This is a genomic window from Rhizobium sp. RAF56, from assembly GCF_052113965.1.
Classification (GTDB): domain Bacteria; phylum Pseudomonadota; class Alphaproteobacteria; order Rhizobiales; family Rhizobiaceae; genus Rhizobium.
This window is the reverse complement of sequence record NZ_JBFRDU010000008.1, coordinates 124,645-150,693: the sequence shown is the minus strand read 5'-3', so window position 1 is coordinate 150,693 and position 26,049 is coordinate 124,645. Positions and strand designations below refer to the sequence as shown.

The 26,049-nt window shown below is 61.4% G+C and carries 28 protein-coding genes; 12 read left to right on the top strand and 16 right to left on the bottom strand.

Features of this window, described 5'->3' with window-relative positions:
• Positions 1–196 precede the first annotated feature (196 nt).
• The 5 genes from AB4048_RS09155 to AB4048_RS09135 all read left to right on the top strand — a co-directional run bounded on the left by AB4048_RS09155 (position 197) and on the right by AB4048_RS09135 (position 7,296).
• Positions 197–2,269 carry a putative bifunctional diguanylate cyclase/phosphodiesterase gene (locus tag AB4048_RS09155; protein ID WP_442201624.1) on the top strand — a complete coding sequence of 691 codons (2,073 nt, stop codon included), beginning with the start codon at positions 197–199 and terminating at the stop codon, positions 2,267–2,269.
• A 121-nt stretch (positions 2,270–2,390) separates the two neighbouring features.
• Complete coding sequence (locus tag AB4048_RS09150; protein WP_442201623.1) at positions 2,391–3,866, top strand: hypothetical protein; 1,476 nt, start codon at positions 2,391–2,393, stop codon at positions 3,864–3,866.
• Between the two features lie 147 nt (positions 3,867–4,013).
• A complete protein-coding gene (locus AB4048_RS09145) occupies positions 4,014–4,973 on the top strand; it encodes a helix-turn-helix domain-containing protein (protein ID WP_442201622.1) in 960 nt (319 codons plus the stop codon).
• Positions 4,974–5,149: 176 nt separating this feature from the next.
• The gene (adh, locus tag AB4048_RS09140; protein ID WP_442201621.1) at positions 5,150–6,658 is read left to right on the top strand and encodes an aldehyde dehydrogenase; all 1,509 of its coding nucleotides are present in this window, start codon (positions 5,150–5,152) and stop codon (positions 6,656–6,658) included.
• A gap of 248 nt (positions 6,659–6,906) precedes the next feature.
• The gene (locus AB4048_RS09135) at positions 6,907–7,296 is read left to right on the top strand and encodes a DUF779 domain-containing protein (protein WP_442201620.1); all 390 of its coding nucleotides are present in this window, start codon (positions 6,907–6,909) and stop codon (positions 7,294–7,296) included.
• 14 nt (positions 7,297–7,310) lie between these two features.
• Here AB4048_RS09135 and AB4048_RS09130 read toward each other — a convergent pair whose 3' ends face one another.
• The 6 genes from AB4048_RS09130 to lgt all read right to left on the bottom strand — a co-directional run bounded on the left by AB4048_RS09130 (position 7,311) and on the right by lgt (position 13,318).
• On the bottom strand, positions 7,311–8,243 hold the full coding sequence (locus tag AB4048_RS09130; protein WP_442201619.1) for a ribose-phosphate pyrophosphokinase: 933 nt from the start codon (positions 8,241–8,243) through the stop codon (positions 7,311–7,313).
• Between the two features lie 105 nt (positions 8,244–8,348).
• Positions 8,349–9,227, bottom strand: coding sequence for a hypothetical protein (locus AB4048_RS09125; RefSeq protein WP_442201618.1), 879 nt, complete (start codon positions 9,225–9,227; stop codon positions 8,349–8,351).
• Between the two features lie 87 nt (positions 9,228–9,314).
• On the bottom strand, positions 9,315–10,466 hold the full coding sequence (locus tag AB4048_RS09120) for a M24 family metallopeptidase (RefSeq protein ID WP_442201617.1): 1,152 nt from the start codon (positions 10,464–10,466) through the stop codon (positions 9,315–9,317).
• Complete coding sequence (gene pgeF / locus AB4048_RS09115; protein WP_442201616.1) at positions 10,466–11,263, bottom strand: peptidoglycan editing factor PgeF; 798 nt, start codon at positions 11,261–11,263, stop codon at positions 10,466–10,468. The genes AB4048_RS09120 and pgeF overlap by 1 nt, the downstream gene beginning before the upstream one ends.
• A gap of 94 nt (positions 11,264–11,357) precedes the next feature.
• Complete coding sequence (locus AB4048_RS09110) at positions 11,358–12,458, bottom strand: class I SAM-dependent methyltransferase (protein ID WP_442201615.1); 1,101 nt, start codon at positions 12,456–12,458, stop codon at positions 11,358–11,360.
• A gap of 11 nt (positions 12,459–12,469) precedes the next feature.
• A complete protein-coding gene (lgt, locus tag AB4048_RS09105) occupies positions 12,470–13,318 on the bottom strand; it encodes a prolipoprotein diacylglyceryl transferase (RefSeq protein WP_442201614.1) in 849 nt (282 codons plus the stop codon).
• Between the two features lie 204 nt (positions 13,319–13,522).
• Between lgt and AB4048_RS09100 the strand changes: the two genes are divergently transcribed.
• The 6 genes from AB4048_RS09100 to AB4048_RS09075 all read left to right on the top strand — a co-directional run bounded on the left by AB4048_RS09100 (position 13,523) and on the right by AB4048_RS09075 (position 16,681).
• Positions 13,523–13,783 (top strand): accessory factor UbiK family protein, encoded by a 261-nt coding sequence (locus tag AB4048_RS09100; RefSeq protein WP_442201613.1) that lies wholly within the window; start codon positions 13,523–13,525, stop codon positions 13,781–13,783.
• Between the two features lie 375 nt (positions 13,784–14,158).
• On the top strand, positions 14,159–14,659 hold the full coding sequence (locus tag AB4048_RS09095; protein ID WP_442201612.1) for a YbjN domain-containing protein: 501 nt from the start codon (positions 14,159–14,161) through the stop codon (positions 14,657–14,659).
• 1 nt (position 14,660) lies between these two features.
• Complete coding sequence (proC, locus tag AB4048_RS09090) at positions 14,661–15,494, top strand: pyrroline-5-carboxylate reductase (protein ID WP_442201611.1); 834 nt, start codon at positions 14,661–14,663, stop codon at positions 15,492–15,494.
• Positions 15,495–15,513: 19 nt separating this feature from the next.
• Positions 15,514–15,855 carry a tRNA-binding protein gene (locus tag AB4048_RS09085; protein ID WP_442201610.1) on the top strand — a complete coding sequence of 114 codons (342 nt, stop codon included), beginning with the start codon at positions 15,514–15,516 and terminating at the stop codon, positions 15,853–15,855.
• Between the two features lie 144 nt (positions 15,856–15,999).
• Positions 16,000–16,371 carry a type II toxin-antitoxin system RelE/ParE family toxin gene (locus AB4048_RS09080; RefSeq protein ID WP_442201609.1) on the top strand — a complete coding sequence of 124 codons (372 nt, stop codon included), beginning with the start codon at positions 16,000–16,002 and terminating at the stop codon, positions 16,369–16,371.
• Positions 16,349–16,681: a helix-turn-helix domain-containing protein gene (locus AB4048_RS09075; protein WP_442201608.1), complete on the top strand. Its 333-nt coding sequence runs from the start codon at positions 16,349–16,351 to the stop codon at positions 16,679–16,681. Before AB4048_RS09080 ends, AB4048_RS09075 begins: the two co-directional genes overlap by 23 nt.
• 6 nt (positions 16,682–16,687) lie before the next feature.
• Here the strand turns inward: AB4048_RS09075 and AB4048_RS09070 are convergent, their stop codons facing one another.
• The 6 genes from AB4048_RS09070 to AB4048_RS09045 all read right to left on the bottom strand — a co-directional run bounded on the left by AB4048_RS09070 (position 16,688) and on the right by AB4048_RS09045 (position 21,431).
• Positions 16,688–17,269, bottom strand: coding sequence for a DUF1349 domain-containing protein (locus AB4048_RS09070; RefSeq protein WP_442201607.1), 582 nt, complete (start codon positions 17,267–17,269; stop codon positions 16,688–16,690).
• 12 nt (positions 17,270–17,281) lie between these two features.
• Positions 17,282–18,661, bottom strand: a complete 1,380-nt coding sequence (locus AB4048_RS09065; protein WP_442201606.1) for an ATP-binding protein — start codon at positions 18,659–18,661, stop codon at positions 17,282–17,284.
• Positions 18,662–18,678: 17 nt separating this feature from the next.
• A complete protein-coding gene (locus AB4048_RS09060; RefSeq protein WP_442201605.1) occupies positions 18,679–19,380 on the bottom strand; it encodes a response regulator in 702 nt (233 codons plus the stop codon).
• On the bottom strand, positions 19,380–19,877 hold the full coding sequence (locus tag AB4048_RS09055; protein WP_442201604.1) for a MarR family winged helix-turn-helix transcriptional regulator: 498 nt from the start codon (positions 19,875–19,877) through the stop codon (positions 19,380–19,382). Before AB4048_RS09055 ends, AB4048_RS09060 begins: the two co-directional genes overlap by 1 nt.
• A gap of 370 nt (positions 19,878–20,247) precedes the next feature.
• Positions 20,248–20,514, bottom strand: coding sequence for a hypothetical protein (locus AB4048_RS09050; protein ID WP_442201603.1), 267 nt, complete (start codon positions 20,512–20,514; stop codon positions 20,248–20,250).
• A 278-nt stretch (positions 20,515–20,792) separates the two neighbouring features.
• Positions 20,793–21,431, bottom strand: coding sequence for a DUF1236 domain-containing protein (locus AB4048_RS09045; RefSeq protein WP_442201602.1), 639 nt, complete (start codon positions 21,429–21,431; stop codon positions 20,793–20,795).
• Positions 21,432–21,634: 203 nt separating this feature from the next.
• Between AB4048_RS09045 and AB4048_RS09040 the strand changes: the two genes are divergently transcribed.
• The gene (locus AB4048_RS09040; RefSeq protein WP_442201601.1) at positions 21,635–22,279 is read left to right on the top strand and encodes an MBL fold metallo-hydrolase; all 645 of its coding nucleotides are present in this window, start codon (positions 21,635–21,637) and stop codon (positions 22,277–22,279) included.
• A gap of 59 nt (positions 22,280–22,338) precedes the next feature.
• On the opposite strand, the gene AB4048_RS09035 is transcribed toward AB4048_RS09040, so the two are convergent.
• The 4 genes from AB4048_RS09035 to AB4048_RS09020 form a co-directional block, all read right to left on the bottom strand.
• The gene (locus tag AB4048_RS09035; RefSeq protein ID WP_442201600.1) at positions 22,339–22,764 is read right to left on the bottom strand and encodes a BA14K family protein; all 426 of its coding nucleotides are present in this window, start codon (positions 22,762–22,764) and stop codon (positions 22,339–22,341) included.
• Positions 22,765–23,106: 342 nt separating this feature from the next.
• Positions 23,107–23,322 carry a cold-shock protein gene (locus tag AB4048_RS09030; RefSeq protein ID WP_442201599.1) on the bottom strand — a complete coding sequence of 72 codons (216 nt, stop codon included), beginning with the start codon at positions 23,320–23,322 and terminating at the stop codon, positions 23,107–23,109.
• A 509-nt stretch (positions 23,323–23,831) separates the two neighbouring features.
• Positions 23,832–24,725: a DMT family transporter gene (locus AB4048_RS09025; RefSeq protein ID WP_442201598.1), complete on the bottom strand. Its 894-nt coding sequence runs from the start codon at positions 24,723–24,725 to the stop codon at positions 23,832–23,834.
• Positions 24,726–24,847: 122 nt separating this feature from the next.
• The gene (locus AB4048_RS09020; RefSeq protein WP_442201674.1) at positions 24,848–25,960 is read right to left on the bottom strand and encodes a PQQ-dependent sugar dehydrogenase; all 1,113 of its coding nucleotides are present in this window, start codon (positions 25,958–25,960) and stop codon (positions 24,848–24,850) included.
• Positions 25,961–26,049 lie beyond the last annotated feature (89 nt).

Sequence of the window (26,049 nt, the reverse complement as noted above, 5' to 3'; positions counted from 1 at the left end):
GTCGTCAGGAAACGCAAGGTCCGGAGGGACGGGCCACAATCCCATGCCGCATGGGTTATTTCCGAATGCGCCCCGCTGTTGTCGCAAGGCTGTTTGAAGCCTTAACCATCTATGACGAATCTCGAATATATTAATAAATCGGACTTTTCCCCCGAATATAAAGCGGTTGCTATCACTCTCGCAACTGGCCCCACCCATGCTTCGCATCGTCTCCTGCATCGCCGTTCAGCACGATCTGCTCCACCTGATCTTTGCCGCCGTCATCTGCGTCATGGGGGCGATGCTGACGATGCGGCTGTTTTCGCGGGTTCGCAGAACACAGGGGCTGCAAAAGCTGAACTGGCTGTTTCTTTCGGGCTTTGTCGGGGGAAGCAGCATCTGGACCACGCATTTCGTCGCCATGCTTGGCTATGAGACCCCCGTCGTTAACGGTTATGACCCTGTTCTGACGCTGATTTCGCTGCTGCTTGCCGTGTTCGTGACGCTGGCCGGATTTGCGATCGCGTCCCATGGGCAGAAGAGCGCGCTGGTCGAGGCGGGCGGAGTAATCGTCGGGCTTGGCGTCGTCGTCATGCACTATGTCGGCATCGCGGCCTATCGCGCGGCGGGGCATCTGGAATGGGATCGGTCCTATGTCGTCGCTTCGATCTTTCTGGCGGCGATTTTCGGCGCGGTCGCCGTCAACCGCATGGTGCGGCCGGCAACCCGCTATTGCAAACACTACGCGTCGCTGGCGCTGGTTCTTGCGATCGTCCTCGCCCACTTCACCGGCATGGCCGGCCTGACGATCGTCGTCGATCCCATGGTGGCGCCGCCCCAGGAGATGATTTCGACGGGCATCATGACGGGTATCGTCTGTGCGGCCATGGCCGTCATTCTCATGCTCGGCGCCTCGACCTACATCATCGACATGCAGTCGACGCAGGCAGCCGTGGAGCGCTACCGGCACCTTTCTCTGCATGATCCCCTGACCCATTTGCCGAACAGAGCCGCCCTCAACGAACATTTGAGCGCCCTGATGAACAACCCCAAGAGCACTGCGGCGCAGATCGCGGTCCTCTGTTTCGATCTCGACCGGTTCAAGGACATCAACGACGTTCACGGCCATGCGGCGGGCGATGCGGTCCTGCGCGCCGTCGCCGAGCGATTGGGCGCCACGCTGACGCCTTCCGAGTTCGTCGCGCGCATCGGGGGCGACGAGTTCGTGGCGGTGATGCACGGCAGCCATATTCTGCGTGCCGATACGAGCGATCTGGCACAGAGCATCCTCGACGAGATCGGCAAGCCGATCCAATGGCACGATCAGGTCCTGTCCGTCGGTTCGAGCGTCGGCATATGCAAGTATCCGGATATGGCATCGAACCTGGACGACTTACTGTCCCAGGCCGACACCGCCATGTATCGCGCCAAGAGCACGGCGACCAATCTGATCTGCTTTTATGATCCTTCGATGGATCGGGCCGTTCGCGAGCGCAATCTGATGGCGCTCGAGATGCGCGACGGCGTGAAGAACGGCGAGTTCGAACTCTTCTATCAGCAGCAGAACGATGCCGGGACACGCGAGATCGTGGGTTTCGAGGCGCTTTTGCGCTGGCGTCATCCGCAGCGCGGCATGGTCCAGCCCTCGGAGTTCATCCCGATCGCCGAAAAAACCGGTTTCATTCTGGAGCTCGGCGAATGGGTTTTGCGCAGAGCCTGCGTCGAGGCGGCGAGCTGGGCGAAGCCTTTGAACATCGCCGTCAACGTCGCACCGCAGCAGCTCGCCGACGTCCGCCTGCCGCAGCTTGTCCGGGAGATCCTCGACGAAACCGGCCTTTCACCGTCCCGGCTTGAGCTTGAAATCACCGAAACCAGCATCATTGCCGATCACCAGCATGCGCTGCAGGCAATTCGCCAGATAAAGAAGCTTGGCGTCCGGGTGGCGATGGACGACTACGGCACCGGCTATTCGTCTTTGTCGACGTTGCAGAGCTTTCCCTTTGACAAGATCAAGATCGATCGCGCCTTCGTCGAAGGCGTGACCACCAACAGGCAGTCGGCGGCCATCGTGCGCTCGACGCTCATCCTCGCCGCCAGCCTCGACATTCCGGTTCTAGCCGAAGGCGTGGAGCGCGAGGAGCATATCGACTTTCTTCACAAGGAGGGATGCCACCAGGTGCAGGGGTACCTCTTCGGACGACCGACCCCGCGCGAGGGGATCGAAGACGTCGTCAACGGATGGACCGAACTGTCGCCGGCGAGATCGCCGGATAGCGCCGCGGCAGCCTGATATCTTCCGGTCGCCGTTTCGTGACCACCATCCGGGTTGACATCCGCTCTCCGTCTCTTTCAAATTTGCGTCGGCTGTGGCGAGGCTTGGCTTCTCGGGAAGCGGGCGCGGGAGAACGAACATGCGTCCAGTGGTAATTGTTGCAGCCGGCCTTGTCGCTTTCGGCCTTTCGGGTGGCGCTAAGGCCGCCGAAGTGAGCGAGCAGGGAGCGCGGGAGCTTAAGGCCCAGTTGGGGCAGGTGCTCTCCGACGATCTCGTCAAAAGCGGTTTCGTCACCGTCAAACCGGCCACGAACATCTACGAAGTCACCTTCGATCTGGCGAAATTCTTCGACAAGATCAGTTCCGCCGATTTTGCCGTCACCGGCTTCAAGCCGCTGACCATGCTCGTCGGGCCGCTCGAAGGCGGTCTCTGGAGCATCGAAGGAAAAACCAGCCTCGATATTTCCATGCGCTCGAAGCTTGGCCATCATCCGGAGGCGACGGCCGACTATTCGCTGGCCTCGCTGCTTTACAGCGGCGTCTTCGACCCGGCGATCAGCTATCTGCGCTCGGCGGACGTGAATGCAAAGGATGTCCGCTTCTCCTCGAACGCCGGGCCGCAAAAGACCGTGGGAACGGCCGCCGGAATGACCTACAAGATGGCGGCGATCGACAGCACGCAGCCGCATAGAGTCGATTTTCATGCGACCGGCAACATACCCTCTCTCAAGGAAACGGTTTCCACGGCCAATTCTCCCGACACGGAAGTGACGGCGGATTCGCTCGATTTCACCGCCGATGCGGTGGGCGTGCCGGTTCATGAGGTCCGCGACCTCATTCGGTTTCTCGTCAAGCACGTCAAGGCAAAGCGGCTTTCGAAGACGGGTAGCGACCATTTCGAGGGATTGGTCCGCGCAGCCTTGCCGCTGTTCTCTTCGCTGAAGGAGGAGTTGACGGCTGCCAATCTGACCGTGTCCGTCGGTAACAGCGAGAAGAGCCTGAAAGCCAATCTTGGGAAGCTTGGCTATTCTTTCGGCATGACCGGACTGACCAAGGCATCGCGCCTCGATTTCGGCATGCATGCCGAGGAGCTGACCATCACCGAGGGCGTGGTGCCGGCGGCCTTCACGGCGCTCATCCCGAGCGTGATGGATGTCCAGTTTGCAGTCCCGGATCTCAACTTCGCCGATGCGATCGACGCCCTGCTGGAAGCGGATCTTTCGAAGGAGATGCCGCTCTCCAAGGAGGAGAGCGAGCGTATCGGCCGAATGATCTTTCCGGGCGGGACGCTCGTCGTCGAGGTGCCGAAGTTCGTCGCAAAGTCCGCCGCCTACGATCTCGATGTGATGGGAAAGCTGACGACGGACGTCCGTCGCAGCGACCGTCATTCGCTGCAGGCGACGATTCTTGCCCGCGATTACGACAAGACGATCGCGTTCGTTCAGAATGCGGCCAAGGCTGATGCGAGCCTCAACCAGGTTTCCTTTGGAATGATGATGGCCAAAGGCTTTGCAAAGACCGATCCTGACGGCCGTCAGCGCTGGGAAGTGGCGGTTGCCGACGACGGCTCGGTCACGGTCAACGGACAGGTGATGAAGAAGGCCGACGCGGACTGACGATCCTCGTCCATCCCATCTAGGAATGTCGCAACCTTGAGACAGTTTCTGCGCTGCCGCTAATGTGTGCGGACGGCGAGGCGACGATGGCAATTGCAACTGTCTCCGTTCCGCGACACTATCGGCGCCGGGAGAGTGGAGGAGCCGATGTCGGAGGAAACGGCGCACGCCGAACGGGTCTATGCGACCGCACAGCGCAAATCCGCTGCTGCGAGCTCTCCGATCGTCGCCTCCTGGCGCCGCTGCATGATGATGCATCTGCTGGCGCCGGAGGAAAACAGGTCGCCTCTGCAATTGACCGAGTATGAGTTTCGGACCGCGCGCGAGCAGTCCACCCGTCTGATCGCTGACGCCAGCGACGAACTCGATCGGCTGTTCTTGACGGTGGGAAAGGCTGGCTGCTGCCTGCTGTTGACCGATCGCAACGGTGTCGCGCTCGACCGGCGCGGCGCGGGTGGCGACGACAAGGATTTTCACGCGCTCGGGCTCTGGCCCGGATCCGTTTGGACCGAGGCAAGCGTCGGCACCAACGGCATAGGCACGGCGATCGCCGACGAGCGGGCCGTCGCAATCTTCCGTGACCAGCATTTTCTCTCGGCCAATATCCGGCTCAGCTGCACCACGGCGCCGATCCGCGACCATCGTGGCCAGCTCGCCGCGGCGCTCGACATCTCCACCTGCCGCGAAGACGTCAGCGAGGTGGGGCTGGCGATACTTTCGCACGCGGTTCGGGATTCGGCGATGCGTATCGAGACGAACCTGTTCCGCAGCGCCTTTCCCGGTGCCCGTTTCGTTATGGTGCCGACAAGCACCTATGCTTTCGCGGCACTCCTTGCCGTCGACAAGGACGATCTCGTGCTCGGGGCGACCAGGGCGGCCCGGGCTGCGCTGAAGCTCGACGATGCGCGCATAGCGGCCGGGCTGCCGGCATCCGATGCGCTCAACGAAGAGCGTGACGACCGGGGAACGGATCTTGCGGAGGCGGAACGCGCAGCGCTGCGCCGCGTCTTGTCACGCACCAATGGCAACGTCTCGCAGGCCGCGACGCTGCTTGGCATCAGCCGGGCCACCATGCACCGGAAGATGAAGCGGCTCGACGTGCATTGAAACAGTGCAGCAGGCACTCCCCGATGCTCGAAAAACCGGCACAGCGCCCTATCTCCTGTCGCACAGGTGAAACACTGTGCGGTGCGGCATTGTCTGGGCACCCTACCTATTCCCGCAATGCCGGCGCAGATTTCATCTGATCGGTCCAAAACCGGACCTCATCAGGGAGGATGAAAATGCTGCATCAGAAAATCGTCGAATCTCCGTTCAAGCTCAAATACGGAAACTTCATCGGTGGCGAATGGCGCGAACCGATTTCGGGCAAGTATTTCGACAACATCACGCCGGTGACCGGCGGCAAACTTTGCGAGATTCCGCGCTCCGACGAAAAGGACATCAACGCCGCGCTCGATGCGGCCCATGCCGCCAAGGACGCCTGGGGCCGCACCTCGACGACCGAGCGCGGCAATATCCTCATGAAGATCGCCCAGCGCATGGAAGACAAGATCGAGCTCCTGGCTCAGGCAGAAACCTGGGACAACGGCAAGCCGATCCGTGAAACCATGGCGGCCGACTTGCCGCTCGCAATCGACCATTTCCGATATTTCGCATCATGCATCCGCGCCCAGGAAGGCGGGATCAGTGAAATAGATCGCGACACGATCGCCTATCACTTCCATGAGCCTCTCGGCGTGGTCGGCCAGATCATCCCGTGGAACTTCCCGTTGCTGATGGCGACCTGGAAACTCGCTCCGGCGCTTGCCGCCGGCAACTGCGTCGTCCTCAAGCCGGCGGAACAGACGCCCGCCTCGATACTGCTCTGGGCGGAGATCATCGGCGATCTGCTGCCGCCAGGCGTGCTGAATATTGTCAACGGCTTCGGCGTCGAGGCCGGCAAGCCACTAGCATCGAGCCCGCGCATCGCCAAGATCGCATTTACCGGTGAGACGACGACGGGCCGGCTGATCATGCAATATGCCAGCCAGAACCTGATCCCCGTCACGCTGGAACTCGGCGGCAAGTCGCCGAACATCTTCTTCGCCGACGTCATGGCGGAAGACGACGACTATTTCGACAAGGCGTTGGAAGGCTTTGCCATGTTCGCGCTCAACCAGGGAGAGGTCTGCACCTGCCCGAGCCGCGCGCTCGTTCAGCAGAGCATTTACGACCGCTTCATGGAACGCGCCATCAAGCGCGTCGAAGCCATCAAGCAGGGCAATCCGCTCGATCCGGCAACCATGATCGGCGCGCAGGCATCGAGCGAGCAGCTGGAAAAGATCCTCGCCTATCTCGATATCGGCAAGCAGGAAGGCGCCAAGGTGCTGACCGGCGGCTCGCGCAACGATCTCGGCGGCGAGCTGAAGGACGGCTACTACGTCAAGCCGACGGTCTTCGAAGGCCACAACAAGATGCGCATCTTCCAGGAGGAGATCTTCGGGCCGGTCGTATCGGTCACGACCTTCAAGGATGACAAGGAAGCGCTCGAAATCGCCAACGACACGCTCTACGGCCTTGGTGCGGGCGTGTGGAGCCGTGACGCCAACCGTTGCTACAACTTCGGCCGCGGCATTCAGGCCGGCCGCGTCTGGACCAACTGCTACCACGCCTATCCCGCTCACGCGGCCTTCGGCGGTTACAAGCAGTCGGGCGTCGGGCGCGAAAACCACAAGATGATGCTCGATCACTACCAGCAGACCAAGAACATGCTGGTAAGCTACAGCCCGAAAGCGCTCGGGTTCTTCTGAGAAAGGCTTGTGTCAGTATCGGTGGCCCACTTCCTGTCGGGGAGTGGGCGCCGGGCTTAAGCGGAATATCCGTCGCCGCAACGGCTGTCGCTGGCGCGGCACCCACTTTTCTCCGTCATCCTCGGGACAAACCGAGGATGACGACAGGGTGCGGGCAGGCGGGATCGAAGCGGCGACCCGAACCCTGGAAGACGGCGAGCCGGCATGTAATCCCCCTTCCGCGGACCGGGATTCGAGGAGCAGGTATCATGACTGAAACGACCATCAACGGTGAACCGCGCGTGCTTGCGACCGACGCTGCGCTTGCGTTCATCGATGAGATACAGGCGGACTACCCGAATATCCTCTTTCACCAGTCTGGCGGCTGCTGCGACGGGTCGTCGCCGATGTGCTATCCCACCGACGATTTTCTGGTCGGTGACAACGACATCAAACTTGGGGAGATCGGCGGTGTTCCGGTCTATATCAGCGCCAGCCAGTTCGAAGCCTGGAAGCACACGCAACTGATCATCGATGTCGTGCCCGGCAGGGGCGGGATGTTCTCGCTCGACAATGGCCGGGAAAGGCGCTTCCTGACACGGTCCCGGCTTTTCGGCGGCGGCGAGGCTTGCGCCATTCCCTCCGTCACGCCCGCTTGAGCCGCTGACGGCGGTCAATCAAACAGGCTGGAAACCGATTCTTCCTGGCTGGTGCGGTTGATGGCTTCGCCGATCAGGTTCGCTGTCGTGATGACGCGGATGTTGTGGGCCGACTGGACGTTTGTGGTCGGCTGGATCGAGTCGGTTATCACCAGTTCACGCAACTTCGAGGAGGTGACGCGGGTGACCGCGCCTCCGGACAGCACGCCATGGGTGATGTAGGCGGTCACGCTGGTGGCGCCGTGCTTCAGCAACGCTTCTCCCGCATTGACCAGCGTACCGCCGGAATCGACGATGTCGTCGATCAGAATACAGTCCTTCCCGGTCACGTCGCCGATGACGTTCATGACCTCGGACTCGCCCGGCCGGTCGCGGCGCTTGTCGACGATCGCCAGCAGACAGTCGAGGCGCTTCGCCAGCGAACGCGCGCGCACGACACCGCCCACGTCCGGCGAAACGACCATGACGTTGGAGATGTCGTAGTTGGCCTTGATGTCGCGAGCGAGAATCGGGATCGCGTAGAGATTATCGGTCGGGATGTCGAAAAAGCCCTGGATCTGGCCGGCATGCAGGTCGAGCGTCAGGACGCGATCCGCGCCGGCTTCGGTGATCAGGTTGGCGACCAGCTTGGCCGAGATCGGCGTGCGCGGACCGGGCTTGCGATCCTGGCGGGCGTAGCCGAAGTAGGGCAGGACGGCCGTGATGCGGCGCGCCGAAGACCGACGCATGGCGTCGATCATGATCAGCAGTTCCATGAGATGGTCATTGGCCGGAAACGACGTCGACTGCACAACGAAGACGTCCTCGCCGCGTACGTTCTCTTGTATTTCTACGAAGATTTCCTGGTCCGCAAATCGGCGAACGCTGGCCTTGCCCAAGGGAACATTCAGATAATTGCAAACCGCCTCGGCGAGGTGCCGGTTCGAATTCCCTGCGAAAACCTTCATCTTGGTCCGCCTGTATTCAAAGTGATGCCGCGCTTTTACCCAGCTTGCACTCGAATGCAAGGGGCAAGGCCTGCAAAAACCTAACATTTCTGTAAGGTGAGGGCGCTATCCACCGTGCGTTTGCCGCCAGGAGGAAAACTCCTCCATGGTCTCGTTGGCGATTTTCTGCATCACCGAGGCCGGAACGGCAGTCCAGGGATCACCTGCCTTTAGCGGTGTGCTTTCATTGCCCTGGATGCGGTGTAGGCGCTCGCCATTGCCGTTGAGGACATCCCAGACGTAGGAAACGGTGATCTGCGGCCCATCCTCGAAGGCGGACAGATAGCCCTTCAGTATGTAGTTGGCGCTGGTGTCGGTCGACCCCTTGATCGCGAGGCCCCGGGCGCGCGCCTCGGCGCCAAGCTGGCGCGAGAGCGGTGTGACGGCCTCGACCGGCGCTCCGATAATCGGCAGGAAACGGATGGTATTGCCGTCGACAGCGGCTGGAGCCGGGGGAAGGGAGGCCTGCTGCTGCGGCGCTTGCTCCTCGGTCGCGGGCTGAGCCGGTTGCTCCTCCTGCTGCGCCTGGGTCGACGGCGTTTCCGAAAGACGCCGGTCGGCCTCCTGCTGCTCGTCAGCCTGAGAGGCCTGTGCCGCCGCCGCATCGGCAAGAGGTGCGGACCGGTAAGGGTTGCTGCCGGTGGTGCGAAGCGCATCGGCCTGTTCTTCGAGCGTAGCTGAGCCCGAACCCGAGGGATAGGCCTGGGCCTGCTCGAAACTCTGACCGCCGCCGTGTTGCACCTCGCCCGATGGGGCGGAAAGCGCCTGCTGGCGGGCAGGGGCCCTTGCCATGCGTTCGGTGTCGTCCTGCGTCACCGGAGATGAGTTGAGGGCAGTGGCGTCTTCGCCGACACCGACGCGCGGGATCATCGCGTCGGTGGTGTTGCACGCCGAGATCAAGGCTGAGACAACAGCGAGCGCTGATATCGTTCTGCCAAGTCCCATCGCCCGATCCACCCTTTCTCGTGTCCGAACAGGTCGCCGGGGAGGCGCTAGCGCGTCTCTCCAAGCCATCGGCGGAACTTTAGCGGATCAACGGTTAAGAAAGTCGAGCGAATGCCGCGAAAGCGACCTGGGCGCGTCGGTGGTCGTGAGGTAGGTGTGGCCGAGCGTCATGGCGGTGCCGCTGTCGGAATCCATGACGATCATGTGCACGAACAGCGACATGTTCGGCTCGATTTCCTGCGTATTGCCGACGTGGAACATCTGATGCTCCATCCAGGAGGGCGAAAAACGCGCACCCACGGAATGGCCACAGGCGTTGAAACGATGTCTTGCAAGGCCGCGCTCGTCCATGATCCTGGCGTGCATATCGAAAACGTCGCCGAAGGTGTGCCCGGGCTTCAGGACCGTCTCGACCGCCTCGATGGTCTCGCGGCAGGCGCTGTATAGCTCGCGGTGGCGATGCGAGGGATCGCCCACGACGACGGTGCGCATCATGGCTGCATGATAGTGGGCATAGACGCCGGCCCATTCCAACGTCAGTTGATCGTTGGCGTCGAGCTTGCGCCGCCCCGTCTTGTAGCGGCAAAGCAGTGCGTCGGCGCCGGAGCCGATTGTGAACTCGTTGGCGGGATAGTCGCCGCCGCCGGCAAAGATCGCGCCTTGCATCGCCGCCAGGATCTCGGCCTCATCGGCGTCGGGTGCGATCAGCGCAAGTGCTGCATCGAGCGCATTGTCGGCAAGGGCGGCGGCGCGCTCGACGTAGGCGATCTCCGTCGGGCTCTTGATAAGGCGCAGCCGGCTGACGAGGTAGGATGCGTCCGTGATCTGGCCGAAGGTCGCAAGCTGGCTGTCGAGCAGTCGGGCGATCCGGCCGGTCATGCCGTGCGTGTCGTATTCGACGCCGATGCGCGCGCCGAGCAGGTCCATCTCGACAAGAAGGTTGCGCAGGTCCGCCGTCGGATCGGCGTTCACCCGGTCGACCCAGATGTGGATGTCGTCGAGAACGGAAGTCTGGCGCGCCTGCCTGAGATCGGCCGAGCGGGTGATCAGCGCCATCGTCCCATCGACCTTGACCACCAGCGTCTGGAAAAAGCAGTAGCCGAACGTATCGTAGCCGGTCAGCCAGTACATGCTTTCCTGAGCGAAGATCAGCAGGGCATCGAGCTTCTCTTCCTGCATCTTGGCAAGCACACGGGTGAGACGCTCGCCATACTCGCTGCGTTCGAAGTTGAGTGCCATCAGACTGTTTCCTCGATTGCGATTGCGGAAATCTGCCGGCCGTAATCGGCTTCCTTCGCATGCGTCGTCCGGCGATATGAGAAGAAACGCTCGACGTCGGGATAAGTGCAAAGGCCGAGCCTGTCGGCCGCGACGCCAGCCGCGGTGAGCCGGTCAACCGTCAGCTTCTGCAGGTCGAACATGGCGTGGTCCGGCCGCTGCGAGGCCGCGAAATAGACGTCATAGGCCTGGTCGTAACGCGTAAAGCGCTCGATGAATTCCGGCCCCACCTCGTAACTCGCCTGGCTGATCGACGGGCCGAGGCAGGCCGCGATCGCTTCGCGCCGTGCCCCCAGCCTGATCATCGCCTCGATGGTGTTTTCGAGAACGCCGTAGAGTGCGCCCTTCCAGCCCGCATGCGCCGCGCCGATGACACGGTTTTCGGCGTCCGCAAAGAGGATCGGGCCGCAATCGGCGGCAAGCACCCCGAGCGCGATGCCAGGGGTTGCCGTCACCAATGCGTCGGCCTCCTGCCTCGTACCGTCATAGGCGCCGTCGATCGTGACGACATCGGACGAATGGATCTGATGGGCCGTTGCAAGCCGTTCGAGCGGCAGGTCGAACCAGGCCGCGACGCGCCTGCGATTTTCCAGCACCCGTTCGCGGTCGTCATTGGATCCGAGGCCGACGTTCAGCCCACGATAGATGCCTTCGGAAACTCCGCCGTGGCGCGTGAAATATCCGTGGCGAATTCCTGCCTCCCGTGCGGGGGTGAGCAGCGCGCTTTCGAGGGGATGGGGCAATGGGTTCTCGCTCATCCTGCTTGTATTTTGGGTGAGATGAGGTTGGCGCCACGCGCATGTCGCGAAGCGTTTGGTCGGGGCGGATGTTGGCCCAGACGCGCGCGCTCTGTCAATCCACCGGGCGAAACGGCAGGAGGTCGATGGCGGAGCTCGATACCGCCAGCACCTTGAAGAGCTCGCCCATCTTTCCCTCGCCCGCGCCGGCCAGCCGGTCCACAGCAAGCTGGATGCCGTGCTGCACGTCGGCCTCCCGATCGTGACCGAGCGCGCCGGCCCGCTCCATCAACCCCAGCCCGATCAGAAAGTCGCCCTGGTGGACGCAGCCGTTGATATAGATGCCGGCAGCCCGCGCGGTTTCCGCAAGATGCTGAAAGTCCACATGGCTCGTGAGGTCCGCTTCGCCGGGGTGCGCAAGCGTCGGGTCGTATTCATGCATGCGCACGGCCTGCAAGGTATCGCCGAAGGCAGTCGCCATGTAGCCATAGTCGATGATCAGCGCCGTTCCGCCATGGTTGCCCAGCCGCTCGCAGAGCGCTGTCATCACGGCCTGACGAGCGGGCGCGACCTCGAAGACAGTGCCGAGCGGCAGCTTCTGCGTACCCCCCGGGAGAAGTGCCGGGTCAAGGGTCGCGACGCCAGCGGTGAAGCCCAGCTCGTCGTCGGTGTCCAGGCCTACGACGCGTTCGCGAAAACCGGTCGGAGTGTGAACGAACTGGCGGATCGGGATCGCGTCGAAAAGCTCATTGGCGGCAATCAGGGTGAAGCCAGCGGGTACCGTGTCGAAATCGGTGTGCCAGGAAAGCTTGTCGCCATGGCCGGCAAGCTTTTCCTGCTGAATATCGCGAAGGCGCTCGCTGGTTTCGACCAGGTGGACGGTCAAGGTCTCGTAAAGCGGCGGCGCCAGGCGCGCAATCACGCGCAGCATGTCCGACATCATCGTGCCGCGGCCGGGGCCAATCTCGACGAAGCGGACATTGGCGGGCGTGCCGTGCCGCTGCCAGGCATGCACCATGAAGATGCCGATCATTTCGCCGAAGAGCTGGCTGATTTCCGGCGCGGTGACGAAATCACCGGCGCGGCCGAAGGGCTCGCGCGTGCGGTAGTAACCGTGTTGCGGATCGGCGAGGCACAGCGAAAAATAGTCGGTGACGCTGATCGGCCCGTTGGCCCGGATGATGGTCTTTATTTTTTCCCCAAGCGCCGTCGTCATCGCGTTGCTCCTCAGGTCGCAAGCTTGGCCGCGGCGCGGCGCGCGCGAAAAATTGCCCAAAGTCCGAACAGGGCCATCGGGAACGACAACACCATGCCCATGGTCAGCCAGCCGGTGCCGGCCAGATAGCCGAGCTGGGCATCGGGCTCGCGGAAGAACTCGACAAAAATCCGTGACAGCGCATAGCCGATCACGAAGATGCCGGACACTGTTCCCGGCGTTTTCAGCGCCAGCAGCCGGTGAGTCGCGAACCTGAGCACGAGGAATAGCACGATGCCTTCGAGCCCCGCTTCATAGAGCTGGCTCGGGTGGCGCGCGAAGGGGCCGCCTGTGGGGAATACCATAGCCCAGGGAACGTCGGTGATCCTGCCCCAGAGCTCGCCGTTGACGAAATTGGCAATGCGGCCGAAGAACAGGCCGATAGGCGTAACGGCGGCGACGATATCGAACATTGTCCAGACGGCGAGGCCGTTTCGCCGGGCAAACAAAAGCATCGCAATCGTGGTGCCGATCAGTCCGCCATGGAAGGACATGCCGCCGTTCCAGATCTGAAGTGCGCGCACGGGGTTCTCAATCACCGCCTGCAGATCGTAGAAGAGCACATAGCCGATGCGCCCGCCGAGCACGATGCCGAGCGCCACCCAGACGATGAAGTCGTCGAGTTGCTGGCTGGTCGGCGCCATCGACCGCCCCCAGAGCGACGGATTGGCAAGGAGCCTGCGGGCATAGGCCCAGCCGAGCAAAATGCCCACGACATAAGCGAGACCATACCAATGGATCGCCATCGGGCCGAGCGAAAAGGCGATCGGATCGATCTCGGGGTAGGGTAGGATGGCAAGGAGGCTGGCGGCTGTGTGCAAGGGGGTCGGGTCCGTTTGATGTCGGCGGAAGATGGCGCTGGCCGGCGAAACGGTCAAGTCGATAGTTCGGACGATGCCTGAGATGGTCCCCCTCAAGCCTTTCAAACAGCTTGCATACCGGGGTGCTAGACCTTACCTCCATTCTATCCAGCCGTGGGCGGCGCGAGCTTCGTCCCGGACCGACCGACGTACAGGGAGAGCGCTATGACCTCAGGACCGAACCGCATCATGGACGAATTCGCCAAGCTCATGACCGATGCCGCGGGTGCCGCGCAAGGCGTGCGGCGAGAGATCGAGACGGCGTTCAACGCGCAAGCCGAGCGCTGGCTGAACAGCATGGACATCGTCAAACGCGAGGAATTCGAGGCCGTTCGCGAGATGGCGATCAAGGCGCGCGACGAAAACGAAGCGCTGCTCGCCCGGATCGAAGCGCTCGAAGCGCGTCTCGCCGCCAAGGGCAAGTAGACGCTCCGTGCCATTTCGGCGCGTCGCGCGGCACGGCAGTGCCGCGCCTTTTTGAATTTTTTTTATGCCCCTGTGGACACTTCCAAAAAAGCCAATGGCCAGAGTCGGTTATGACTCCCTTCTGAATCAAATTCGGAAGACCTTTCCACAGCGCCTTTCCGCAATTTCGAGGGGAAGGGCTGGCGCCACGCCGATCGCGTTATACACTGATTTTAAATGATGATTCGAAATGGACTTGGTAAGCTCCGGGCATGGTGAGTGCGTTAGTTCTGGCAGCCGTTCGATATCGTCCCAGGTAATTCCGGTAAGGGTGTTCGCGTCTTTTTGTGTTCGGTCACGAGGAAGCTGCATTTACTCCGGTTTAGAAGGTGCTGCATGAGCCTGATGGAAATGGAAGTTGAACGGCAGTCGAACCCGGTCGATACGATCGAATTCGTGGCCTCCCATAACGACTGGTCGTTCGAGCGGTCGGGAGAGGACGAAATCGCCATGACCGTCGAAGGTCGCTGGGCGGATTATCACGTTTCCTTTTCCTGGATGGAGGAGTTCGAGGCGCTGCACATTGCCTGCGCCTTCGATATCAAGGTGCCCGAAATTCGGGTGAACGAGGTCATCAAGCTGCTTTCCCATATCAACGGTCAGGTGCTGATGGGTCATTTCGACCTTTGGCGCCAGGAAGATGTGGTGATATTCCGCCAGTCGCTGCTGCTTTCGGGCGGTGTGGAGCCGACCAATCGTCAGGTGGAGGCGCTGCTTTCCAATGCGCTCGATGCCTGCGAGGCCTATTATCAGGCGTTTCAATTCGTCGTATGGTCCGGTATGGAGGCAAGCAAGGCCATGGAGGCCGTGCTCTTCGAGACCGTAGGCGAGGCGTGAAATGACTGCAGCTTTATCCGGCATGTCGGCCTCCCGGCCGATCGTTCTCGTCGGTGCCGGCAATATGGGCGGCGCGATGCTTGCCGGCTGGCTGAAGAGCGGTATTCCGGGTTCGTCGGTCATCGTCGTCGACCCGGCGCCTTCCGAGAAGATGGCGGCGTTGATCGCGGAATGCGGCGCAACGCATGTGACCAAGCTTGCCTCTGGCACGAAAGCGGGCGTGCTCTTCCTGGCGCTCAAGCCCCAGGTCATGGAAGCCGTGCTTCCTACGGTGAAGGACGCAGTGGGAGCGGACACCGTCGTGGTTTCGGTCGCCGCCGGAAAGACGCTTGCCTTCTTCGAAGCGCAGTTGGGCGAGGCCGCGATGGTCCGCGCCATGCCGAACACGCCGGCGATGATCGGCCGCGGCGTCACCGGCGCCTTCGGCAACGCGGGCGTCAGTGCGGCTCAGCGCGGCCTCGTGCACAGCCTCCTGCAGGTCTCCGGTCCCGTGGAATGGGTTGCGAGCGAAGCTGACATCGATGCCGTCACGGCCGTTTCTGGAAGCGGTCCGGCCTACGTATTCTATCTCGTCGAGTGCATGGCTGAAGCCGGCCGCAAGCTCGGCCTGCCGGCCGACCTTGCCATGCGTCTTGCCCGCGAGACCGTGTCGGGTGCCGGCGAACTCCTGCATCAATCCTCCGACGAGGCGTCGCGGCTGCGTCAGAACGTGACGTCGCCGGGCGGCACGACGGCTGCCGCCCTTTCCGTGCTGATGGCCGAAAACGGCATGCAGCCGCTGTTCGACGAGGCGATTGCCGCAGCGCGCAAGCGCGCCGAGGAACTGGCCGGCTAATCGCTTAAAGAGGGAACCCATGGCGGATGAAATCACCTATGTCGACTTTGAACGGGTCGACATCCGCGTCGGCACGATCGTCGAGGCCGAGCCGTTTCCCGAGGCGCGCAAGCCTGCCATCAAGCTGAAGATCGATTTCGGGCCGGAGATCGGCGTCAAGAAATCCTCCGCCCAAATCACCGCGCACTACGCGCCGGAACGGCTGGTCGGACGCCAGGTGCTCGGCGTCGTCAACTTCCCGCCACGCCAGATCGGCCCCTACCGCTCAGAAGTCCTGACACTCGGCTTCGAGGACGAAGCTGGAGCCATCGTGCTTGCGGCGGCTGAACGGCCGGTGCCGAATGGCAGAAAGCTGATGTAGTTACTTATCCTGCCGTTCGGTGCGGGCCATACAGCCGTCTCAAGGTCGTCAGCAGTTATCTAATTCCCAATATTCGAAGCCGTCGGCTTCGCCTTTGATTGCAATTCGCTTCTTGATAAAGGTAGCACTTGGTGCTATATATTCATGTCGGAACGCATATTCAAAACCGCCTGGTTTGCGAAAGCGGCAATGAAGGCTCGCATTGCGGATAGAGCGCTTTGCACCGCGATTGAACAAGCCGCGCGTGGCCAGGTGGATGATCTCGGCGGGGGCGTCTTCAAGAAACGCCTGAACGATAACATGTATCGATCCATCATCCTGGCAAAGGCCGGTGAATTCTGGGTGTTCACCTATCTCTTCGCAAAAAAGGATAGAGCGAATATCGACGATGATGAATTGCAGGCATTCCGAAGGCTGGCTGACCTTTATCGACGAAAGACGAAAGCCGATCTGGAAGCCGAAATCAAAGTCGGCGCGCTAGTGGAGATTTGCAATGGCAACAAAGCGCAGGTTTAAGAGTGACGCGTTTGAAGCGATTCATAGCGCTGTGGAAGGCATGCATGCAGCCGGCACCATCGATAAGGAAACGATGCGGTCTTTTGACGAGAATTGCCTTTCCGTGCCCATGGAGCTCTCTCCGATCGAGATCAAGGCACTTCGGGAAAGCAACCACGTGAGCCAGCCGGTCTTCGCGCGCTATCTGAACACCAGCGAGTCCACGGTTCAGAAATGGGAAACCGGTGCCAAGCGTCCCAGCGGGCCTGCGTTGAAGCTTCTTTCTCTCGTCCGGAAGCATGGTTTGCAGATGTTGCGCGAGGTTAGCTGAGCTACATCAATGAATATCCCGCGATAGGGCGTCCGTGAGCGAGAACTCCAAGAACTCCGCTTCGAAGCCTTGACGTTGTGGCGAGCAGAAAGCCGGACCTACGGACACTTCCTCGTATGCCGGATTAAAATAGGCAAGGCGCGCCATGCGCCATTCGGCCATCCGGTCGGTACGGTACTGGATGAACAGCGCATCGCCGTTGCGGGTGACGCGGACCGACATGCGTTCGAAATCGTGATCGAGACGGAATGCCGACCAGTCGGAATGGCCGGTCGTGACGACGACGCTGAAATGCCTGGCGCCGTCGGTATATTCTATTCCGCATTTCATCCAATGCGTGGCGTCGTGGCGGACCATCAGCCCGGCCTGATCGTAGAGTTCGCTGTAGTGGCCGATAAACGTCACTTCCGCAGTGAAATCGCCGCGCCGGCGCTTCGAAAGGAAATGGCCGTTGTCCCGGTGAAAGCCGTAGTAGGTGCCTTGCCAGAAATCGGTCTTGTCGCCTGAGGCAACCACGAGGCTGCCGCCGCGTGTCTCGGTACGGGCAGGCGGGTTCAGCCAGGTCATGTCTGCGGCATCGATCGCCATCGTGCGGGCTCCTTATGCGGGGATACGGATGGTAGCCCTGAGGCCTCCGAGCGGACTGTCTCCGAGCGTGACGTTGCCGCCGTGGCTGCGGGCGATGTCGCGGGCGATGGCAAGGCCAAGGCCAGTGCCGGAATTGTCGAGATTGCGCGCCTCGTCGAGCCGGAAGAACGGTTTGAAGACGTCCTCGCGCGCCTGCGAGGGAATGCCCGGCCCATCATCGTCGAAGACCAGCGTCAGCCATTTGGCGCTGTGTTTCGCTTCGACGCGAAGCGTATCGGCATAGCGGCGCGCGTTGGTCGCGAGATTCGCGACGAGACGGGTAAAGGCGTTCGGGCGCACCGAGATCTCGTCTTCGCCCTCGATCGCAAAGGTGATCTTTTTATCGTGCAGCAGGAAGTCGGCCTCGATCTTCTCGAGCACGTCGCTGAGCTTCAGCGTGCCGACATCCTCTTCCGCTTCGCCCCGGGCAAAGGCGATATAGCCTTCCAGCATACTCTGCATGTCCTCGACGTCCTCGTTGAGGCCCTGCAGATCCGGACGCTCGCCCGCGAGCGCGAGCTGTAGCTTGAAGCGGGTCAAGACCGTGCGCAGGTCGTGGCTGACGCCGCTCAGCATCGCGGTGCGCTGTTCGATCTGCCGCTCGATGCGCTCGCGCATGAGGATGAAGGCGAGGCCTGCACGACGCACCTCGTCGGCGCCGCGCGGCGAAAAATGGTCCGGCTTCTGGCCCTTGCCGAAGTTCTCCGCCGCGTGCGCCAGGGAGAGGATTGGCCGTATCTGGCCGCGCAGGAAAAGCACCGAAATGCCGATGAGCACGAGCGATGTGCCGACCATCCAGAGAATGAAGATGTGGGTGTTCGACGCGTAGGTCTGGCTGCGCCGCGCCAACACGCGCAGCACCTTGTCCGGCAGCTTGATGCGGATCTCCACCAGCTGGGAATCGCCGAGCGTATCGATCCAGAAAGGATGGTCGATCTGATCCCGGATCTCGTCGCTCAAGATCCCGTCGAGAATCGAGAAGAAAGGCTTTTCTCGCGGCGGCGGGAGTTCGCCTCCAGGCTCGATCGAGATCGTCAGGTCGAGTTTTTCGTGCGCGATCCGGGTGATATCCGTGTAGTCGGCATCCTGGGGATAGGTTTCGATGACCGAGATGATGGCGGCGATATCGCGCGTCACGCCCATAGAGAGGCGCTGCGTGACCATTTGCCAGTGGCGCTCCATGAAGACGGTCGCCACCACCGCCTGCAACAGGACCATTGGGATGATGATGATCAGCAGCGAGCGGGCATAGAGGCCCGTCGGCAGTTGCCGGCGCAGCCAGCGAATGAACCAGCGCAATCCCGAGGATGGCGAATGGTCGTGCTCGCGCCTGATCGTATCGAATGCCGCCATGGTGCCGTCGGTCCTATCTAGTCGATGCTCAGCCGATAACCGATGCCGCGCACGGTCTGCAGCCAGACCGGATTGGCCGGGTCGTCCTCGATCTTGCGGCGCAGCCGGTTGATCTGAACGTCGATGGTGCGCTCGCCGACGTCCGCCTCGTCGCCGATCAGTTCGTGGCGGGCGATCGTGTCGCCGGCGCGCTTGGCGAACAGCAGCATGATCTCCTGCTCGCGGTCGGTCAGGCGGATAAGCTCCGAAGCCTTCTTCAGTTCCTTGCGGGTGAGCGAGAAGGTGTAGGGGCCGAACATGACCTGCTCGATCTTCGGCGCGTCGGCGGGCGTGTTGCGCCTGAGGATGTTGTTGATGCGCAGCACCAGTTCGCGCGGATCGAAGGGTTTCGAGAGATAGTCGTCGGCGCCTGCTTCCAGCCCGGCAATGCGCGAATCCGCCTCCGCCAGCGCCGTCAGCATGATGATCGGGACGTTCTTTATGGCGCGCAACGCCTCCGTCAGCGAGATGCCGGATTCGCCGGGCATCATCACGTCCATGATGATCAGGTCGAAATCGAGCCCGGCCAGCTTGCGACGGGCTTCGGCGCCGTCGGCGGCGACAGTCACCCGAAATCCCTTCTCCATCAGGTAGCGATTAAGCAGCGCGCGAATGCGCGTATCGTCGTCGACCACGAGCAGATGGGCGGCATCGTCGGAAATCGCTGTCTTCGTCGTCATCAGCCCGTCTCGCTTCTGTATCTGTCCTGCATGCCTCGCAGAAACTTCTTCACGCCCTCGCGCACCTCGCTAGAGGCATCGGCGAAAGCGCTTTCGATGCGGCGCGACTGCGGTTCCGCCAGCGCCAACGCCAGCTCACGGCCCGCCTTGGTCGGATAGAGCTTGCGCTGCCGGCGGTCCTCTGGACCCGCCACCTGTCGAATATAGCCTGAATCGATCAATTGTTTGAGGACCCGCGCCAGGCTCTGTTTGGTGATCCGCAGCGTATCCAAGAGATCGGCGACCGTCATGCCGGGCTCGCGGTTGACGAAGTGCACGACGCGATGGTGAGCACGGCCGAAGCCGCTCTTCAGCAGAATGGCGTCCGGGTCCGAAACGAAGTCGCGATAGGCGAAAAACAGAAGCTCGATGATCTCGAAATCGATGGTTTCCGTATTTCCCAGCGGCGTGGCGAGCGGCTCCGGTTTGGCTGCCTTCTGGCTCGTCTGTCGTGGCACTCGGCATTCCTTTCAACGTTTCAGGCGGTCAGGACATTCTCGCAGAATATGTCAGTTTTGTTGACGTAAATTTGCGTCATCTGCAATTCCTCTGAGGACACGACCTCGACGCAATCACACGTCTTTGTCTTCCGTAGCAGCGGATAGAGCCGAATTGGAGACAACAATCAACCATCGGCGCGGAACCGCTAGTGAGGAAGGGCAACGGCGCTCCATCGAGCCTGCGGTGGCTTGCCTTATCTGGGATTGGCGACAGCATCTCAGCCGATGCTTGCGGAAGTCGCGTGCCGCAAGGCGCCAGAAGAGCGCCGGCAATGATAACGCGTCGGATGGCCGCGAACCGCCCATCCGACGCTTGTAGCAAAATGACCTATCGCGAGCGGTTCATTACCGCCCCGACGATTGCCGAGAGAACGCCACCGCCAACGAGGCCGCCGATGCCATTGGCAACGATTGCGCTCAAACCGGCTTCCCCGCCGACCATGTTGAGAATGATCCCGCCGCCGATGCCGCCGATGGCGCCTGCGATGGTTCTGGCCACCACGCTGATGGCTTCCTGCTTTAGAACTGCGCTAACGGCATTGCCGCCGACTGCGCCTGCGATCAGCTGAGTGATGATCGGCATCAGAGCTTCCATGAGGTCCCCTCCATGTTCAGGCGACTGGGCCCGCGCTCGGCCTGAGGCGGATACCCCCTAGAGAATCGCCATCTGCATGGAAAAGCTAGCATAAATTCCTGAGATTGAACACCAACGGCAACCCATGCGAGAGATTTTGACCTGCAAGGTCGTGTCTCTTGTTCGACGAGGCGAGAACAAAGCTACGGCGCAGTTGCCCGCGCCGCACCATGGTGGTCGGCTCCTTTTCGGGGATCATCGCCCGCCTTCGTCAGCCGCCGTCGTTCACGTCCGCCTCCTCAGCGATAGACGTAGACGATGCGGCGGGAGCCGGGGTCCACGAGCACGGGCTGATCGTTGACGCGGGCATAGCTGTAGCGATAGTCGGGGATCGCCCGCACGGTCACGGTATCAGGAAGACCTGCGCCCACGACGACGTCACCGTTCAAGCGCACCGTGTCCCCAGGATTTTCATCGATATAGGTGCGCACAGTCTCAGGCGGGACGATCGTCTCCACCTTTCCGACCCGGCCGATCAATTCATCGTCCGGGCTTGGCTGAACGGGCGGAAGGACAACGGCGCCGGTCGTGTTTTGATCCATCTCCTCGTCGGTGACGATGGGAATACCGAGCGCTGCGCCATGCTCTTCGACAACCACCGGGCTGCCGTTCTGATCAACACTCAGATATTGCGCATATGCCCAGCCGCGAATGCCGCTCTGGTCGAGCTGCACGCGGCACCAGCGGCTGTTTCTGATGCAGCCGTCGATGATGGCCTGCGAACCCCGCGTGGCGATGCCGACGATGGGATATTGCTGACCGGGGCCGGTGCGCACCTGGAGGTCGGTGACAGTCGTGGCCGACATCTCGGCTTGCGCAAGGCCGGCACTCGCCGCGATCAGCATACCGGTCAAAAGCATGCTTTTCTTGAGGGACATGGAATTCTCCTAGGCTGTCGATGGATCGATGGCCGGGAAACGCCGCGAAAGGCAGGGATGTTCCCTCGGTTGCGGGCGCGAAGTTCTGGTTCTATCTGCATCTATTTGAATTTCAATATGAAATCTAAATCTTGAAAAAGAGGCTGCCTTGAGCTGGCTTTGATACTATACCGGCACCAGACATTTAAACTCATGAGGCGATCATGGCCATGCTTCAGGCCGGCATCATTCCGGTCACACCCTTCCAGCAGAATTGCACCATCCTGTTCGATCCCGATACCAAGCAGGGCGTCATCGTCGATCCCGGTGGCGACGTCGAGGTCATTCTGGAGACGGTTCGCGAAAACGAGATCACGCTTCAGGAGATTTGGCTGACGCATGGGCATATCGACCACGCCGGCGGTGCCAGCGAACTGCGCGACAACCTCGGCATCAAGGTGATCGGCCCGCATGAGGATGACCTGCCGCTGCTACAGCTCATCGAGCAAAGGGGGCAGGGCTTCCAAATTCCCGGCGTTCGCAATGTCACGCCGGACCGCTTCCTGAAGGAGGGCGACAAGCTCTCCTTCGGCGAGCACGAATTCGAGGTCTACCACTGCCCCGGCCATTCGCCGGGCCATGTGATCTTCTTCAACCGCAGCCAGAACTTCGCACATCTCGGCGATGTCCTGTTCCACGGGTCGATCGGGCGCACGGACCTGCCGGGCGGCAATCATCAGCAGCTGCTCGACTCCATCCGTGACAAGGTGCTGCCGCTCGGAGACGACGTCGGCTTCATTTGCGGCCATGGGCCGGGCAGCCAGATCGGCGAGGAACGCCGGACCAATCCGTTCCTGCGCGGGCTTTGAGCGTTAAATGCAAAACGCCGCCCATGAGGGCGGCGTTCTCGTAATCATCAGAGCGGACGTCAGCCGGCCGTGCAGAAATGGCGCATGCCGTCATAGCCGACATAGGTGCCGCTTCGGCCGTCGAACGAGCGGTAGCGATCGTAGCAATAGCGCTGCCATTCCGGCGACCACGGACGCAGGTCGTAACCCGGCTGATAGTAGGCTTCGCGCGGTGCGGCATAGACCGGCGCGCGATAGTAACGCCGCGGCGGAGGCGCGTATTCGGGCTCGGCGTAGTAGGGTGCCGGTTCGACGTACCTTGGCTGGCTGGCGATGGCGGAACCCACGATCAGACCAGTGGCTAGACCGGCAGCGCCGGCGACCCAGCCGTCACTATTGTTGTGGTAGTGGTGCCAATGATCGTCCGCAAAGGCTGCCGAGATCGACGTCAGCGTCAACGCAGCGGCTGCGGCGGAGACTAGGATGGATTTTCCGAAACTGTTCATAGTGCTGTCCTCGTGAAAAGTCGGTACCCGATGCGTAGAGCGTCATTTGCCGTCGAGAAAACGCCCTAGCAACGTCAAGCCGCTGCGTGTTCGAGCCCTGAATCAATGCTGATCTGAGGCGTTATGCAGTAGGCTTTCATTGCGTCAATCTAGTGGCTCGATGCTGAATGCAGGCTGAATGTGAGGGGACAGCCAGAAACGACAAAACCCGGCATTCCTGCCGGGTTCGTATGCCTAGACTCTTGACGTTATAAAGCGCCACAGTCGTCCCCAACGCGTATGGGACGCTTCAACGCTGCCCGCAATTTCGTCGCTAGATCGGTCCCGATCCAACGATATGCGTTAGCCGGAAATCTGCAGGTTGACTGCTTTCGGCCCTTTGCCGCGGCGATCCGGCTCGGTATCGAAGCTCACCTTCTGGTTTTCTGAAAGTCCTGCCAAGCCAGAGGCTTGTACGGCGGAAATGTGCACGAAAATGTCCGCGCCACCCTTGTCCGGCTTGATGAAGCCGAAGCCCTTATCGGTATTGAAGAATTTTACAGTCCCAGTCTCGGCCATGCGTCAGGTCCTTTTCTCTCTGCCCGCCATCCACACGGGCAGCATTGCAGTATTGCCCAGGAAGGGCGCTGGCAGGCAGTTCTCGAAATTTGAGGAAAAGGTCCCATCCGCCAAGGCTGCAATCGCGACGCGACGGCTGCGCATCTGCTCCTTAACCCGGCTGACCGGAATATTTGCGTTCCCGGCACGCATATTTTTATAAGGACTTCCCATGCTCGTAAATTGCCCGAACAGCCCGTAGACTGCTGTGTTTATTAAAACTTGGCAAGCAAAAGTTTTTTGCAGAAGCGCAAAAGTCCGCGGGCGAAACCGCCCGAGCGGACCTAAAACGAAAATTTCTCACATTTTGTGTGGCCGGATAACCGATTTTGTATTGTCTACGATGTAATTTCCGTGAATTTGTCCCAAATGTCAGGTCGGAATTAGATTTCAGTCCGGATTAAAAAAATCCTTAATACACTGTGCGAGATCCTGCCATTTTCGCCGAAATTATTGTCCGATAACGGGAATCAGGACGTTGCGGCGGTGCGACGGCGTGCCAGCTCTGGAAGAACCTCGACCACCAGCATTGCCGAAAACATCAGCGCACAGCCGATGTAGCCGAGCGGCGAGATCGTCTCCCCGAGCAGGAGAGCGCCGAGCGCCGCGCCGAAAAGCGCCTCCGACGACAGGAAGATCGCGGCCTGCGACGACGTCGTGTAGCGCTGGCCGATAACCTGCAGCGCAAAAGCGAGCCCTGAGGAGAAGATGCCGACATAAAGGATTTCGCCGAGTGCCGCCCTGATGACGTCGAGGCTGATCGGTTCGCGTACGATCGCAAAGGCGAGGCCGCCCGCGGCCGTGACCGCAAACTGCGTTGCCGAGAGACCGAGCGGACGGTCCGTCTCCTTGACCGCGATGCCGGCAAGCGTGATCTGGATTGCCCAGAAGACGGCGCAGACGACGGTCAGCATGTCGCCGACCGAAAGTCCGGAAAGCGCGCCGCCCGAGAGAAGATAGATGCCGGTCAGAGCCATCAGGGCCGCCGGCCAAATGATCCAATGCGGCGGCTTGCGAAGGAAGATGACGGCGATCAGCGGCACAAAGACGACATAGAGACCGGTGATGAAGCTCGAATTGGTAACCGTCGTGGTCTGAAGCCCGATCTGCTGGGTGGCAGCGCCACCGAACAGGGCAAGCCCGACCAGGATGAAGGCGCGCATATGCTTTGGCTTCAGCGGGGCCGCTGCCTTGCGAGCTTCCAGCCAGGCGAAGGGGAGGACGACGACGGTGGCGACGACGAAACGGAGCCCGATGAACCAGAATGGGCCGATCGAGTGCATGGCGGTCGATTGCGCGACAAAGCCGCCGCCCCAGATGGCAGCGGCAAGCAACAGAAGTAGATTCGCCTGAACGCGCGTCATTTTGACCCTGATGTCGGAGGATATTTGCCGGAGCGTTAGCAGTTGACGCTTTCCGGGGCAAGTCCGACCGCGGCAAAGCGGTACGCCTTGAGCTCAAAAAGCCGCGCGGCAACGGCCGCCATTCAGTCGCCGGGGGAGGCGCGCGAAACGCGCAGGAGCGCGCCGTCGTCCTCGTCGGTGGTGATCAACAGCGCGCCATCAGGCGCGACTACAACGTCGCGCAGCCGGCCGAACTCACCGTCGAACATCCGTTCCCGCTCCGTGATCTTGCCGTCCGTTCCGCGCGAGAGACGGGAAACGAGTGCGAACTTCAGCGCCGTCACGATGAAGTCGCCGTTCCATTCGGGAAACATCCTGCCGCGATAGACGGCAATCGCTCCAGGGGCGATGGAAGGGTCCCAATAGAAGAGCGGTTGTTCCATGCCTTTCTTGGCAGTGCCGACGCCTATCTCGGCGCCGGAATAGTCGCGCCCATAGGTGATGACCGGCCAGCCGTAGTTCTTGCCTGCCTCTGGGGCATTGATTTCATCGCCGCCGCGTGCGCCGTGCTCAGCGGTGTAGAGGCGGCCGTCCGCCGCATCGAAGGCGATGCCTTGCGGGTTACGGTGCCCCTTGGACCAGATCTCCGGCAGGGCCTTAACGCCGTCCGCGAAAGGGTTGTCGGCCGGGATGCTGCCGTCGGCGTTGATATGGATGATCGAACCGGCGTCGTCGTGAAAATCCTGTGCGCGGTTCATCTCGTAGCGGTCGCCGAGGCTGACGAACAGACTGCCGTCGCGAGCAATGGCGATGCGCGAGCCGAACTGCAGCGCGCCCGTCGAAAGGCGATGCATCAGGAAGATCCGCCTGACATCGGAAAGCTTTGTTTCCTCCGACGACAGCACCGCGCGAAATACCGCCGTCCCAAACCCGCCCTTGCCGGCAATGCTGGCGGTGAAATAGAGCGTGCGGCTAGCAGCGAAGCCGGGGTCGAGTTCGACGTCGAGGAGGCCACCCTGGCCGCGAGCGGCAATCGGCGGGAGACCGGCAATCGGTGGCGATATCTTGCCGTCTCGAACGAGGCGCATACGCCCCGGCCGCTCGGTTACCAGATAGCCGCCGTCGGGCAGCACTGCAACGGCCCAGGGATGCTCGAGACCGCTGGCGATCGTCTCGACCTTGACCGTGACATCCTGCGTCTTGACTGTCGTTGGCGCTTCGGACGCAGCCGCCTCGGCGGCTATCGCGAGCCCCATCGCAAAACCCAGAAAGTGTCCTGTCACGCGCGTGTAGAGCAAGATAGGCTCCGTTTCTGATCTCCCCGACAAGCTGGGAGAACGGTCGG

Coding starts and splice junctions, on each gene's coding strand:
- AB4048_RS09040 (WP_442201601.1), top strand. CDS start 21,635: ATGGCCATGCTTCAGGCCGGCATCATTCCGGTCACACCCTTCCAGCAG.
- AB4048_RS09050 (WP_442201603.1), bottom strand. CDS start 20,514: ATGGAAGCTCTGATGCCGATCATCACTCAGCTGATCGCAGGCGCAGTC.
- AB4048_RS09030 (WP_442201599.1), bottom strand. CDS start 23,322: ATGGCCGAGACTGGGACTGTAAAATTCTTCAATACCGATAAGGGCTTC.
- AB4048_RS09135 (WP_442201620.1), top strand. CDS start 6,907: ATGACTGAAACGACCATCAACGGTGAACCGCGCGTGCTTGCGACCGAC.
- AB4048_RS09080 (WP_442201609.1), top strand. CDS start 16,000: ATGTCGGAACGCATATTCAAAACCGCCTGGTTTGCGAAAGCGGCAATG.
- AB4048_RS09060 (WP_442201605.1), bottom strand. CDS start 19,380: ATGACGACGAAGACAGCGATTTCCGACGATGCCGCCCATCTGCTCGTG.
- AB4048_RS09145 (WP_442201622.1), top strand. CDS start 4,014: ATGTCGGAGGAAACGGCGCACGCCGAACGGGTCTATGCGACCGCACAG.
- pgeF (WP_442201616.1), bottom strand. CDS start 11,263: ATGAGCGAGAACCCATTGCCCCATCCCCTCGAAAGCGCGCTGCTCACC.
- AB4048_RS09150 (WP_442201623.1), top strand. CDS start 2,391: ATGCGTCCAGTGGTAATTGTTGCAGCCGGCCTTGTCGCTTTCGGCCTT.
- AB4048_RS09155 (WP_442201624.1), top strand. CDS start 197: ATGCTTCGCATCGTCTCCTGCATCGCCGTTCAGCACGATCTGCTCCAC.
- AB4048_RS09075 (WP_442201608.1), top strand. CDS start 16,349: ATGGCAACAAAGCGCAGGTTTAAGAGTGACGCGTTTGAAGCGATTCAT.
- AB4048_RS09020 (WP_442201674.1), bottom strand. CDS start 25,960: ATGGGGCTCGCGATAGCCGCCGAGGCGGCTGCGTCCGAAGCGCCAACG.
- AB4048_RS09045 (WP_442201602.1), bottom strand. CDS start 21,431: ATGTCCCTCAAGAAAAGCATGCTTTTGACCGGTATGCTGATCGCGGCG.
- AB4048_RS09085 (WP_442201610.1), top strand. CDS start 15,514: ATGGCGGATGAAATCACCTATGTCGACTTTGAACGGGTCGACATCCGC.
- proC (WP_442201611.1), top strand. CDS start 14,661: ATGACTGCAGCTTTATCCGGCATGTCGGCCTCCCGGCCGATCGTTCTC.
- AB4048_RS09110 (WP_442201615.1), bottom strand. CDS start 12,458: ATGACGACGGCGCTTGGGGAAAAAATAAAGACCATCATCCGGGCCAAC.
- AB4048_RS09130 (WP_442201619.1), bottom strand. CDS start 8,243: ATGAAGGTTTTCGCAGGGAATTCGAACCGGCACCTCGCCGAGGCGGTT.
- AB4048_RS09065 (WP_442201606.1), bottom strand. CDS start 18,661: ATGGCGGCATTCGATACGATCAGGCGCGAGCACGACCATTCGCCATCC.
- AB4048_RS09100 (WP_442201613.1), top strand. CDS start 13,523: ATGACCTCAGGACCGAACCGCATCATGGACGAATTCGCCAAGCTCATG.
- AB4048_RS09095 (WP_442201612.1), top strand. CDS start 14,159: ATGAGCCTGATGGAAATGGAAGTTGAACGGCAGTCGAACCCGGTCGAT.
- AB4048_RS09125 (WP_442201618.1), bottom strand. CDS start 9,227: ATGGGACTTGGCAGAACGATATCAGCGCTCGCTGTTGTCTCAGCCTTG.
- adh (WP_442201621.1), top strand. CDS start 5,150: ATGCTGCATCAGAAAATCGTCGAATCTCCGTTCAAGCTCAAATACGGA.
- AB4048_RS09025 (WP_442201598.1), bottom strand. CDS start 24,725: ATGACGCGCGTTCAGGCGAATCTACTTCTGTTGCTTGCCGCTGCCATC.
- AB4048_RS09070 (WP_442201607.1), bottom strand. CDS start 17,269: ATGGCGATCGATGCCGCAGACATGACCTGGCTGAACCCGCCTGCCCGT.
- AB4048_RS09035 (WP_442201600.1), bottom strand. CDS start 22,764: ATGAACAGTTTCGGAAAATCCATCCTAGTCTCCGCCGCAGCCGCTGCG.
- AB4048_RS09120 (WP_442201617.1), bottom strand. CDS start 10,466: ATGGCACTCAACTTCGAACGCAGCGAGTATGGCGAGCGTCTCACCCGT.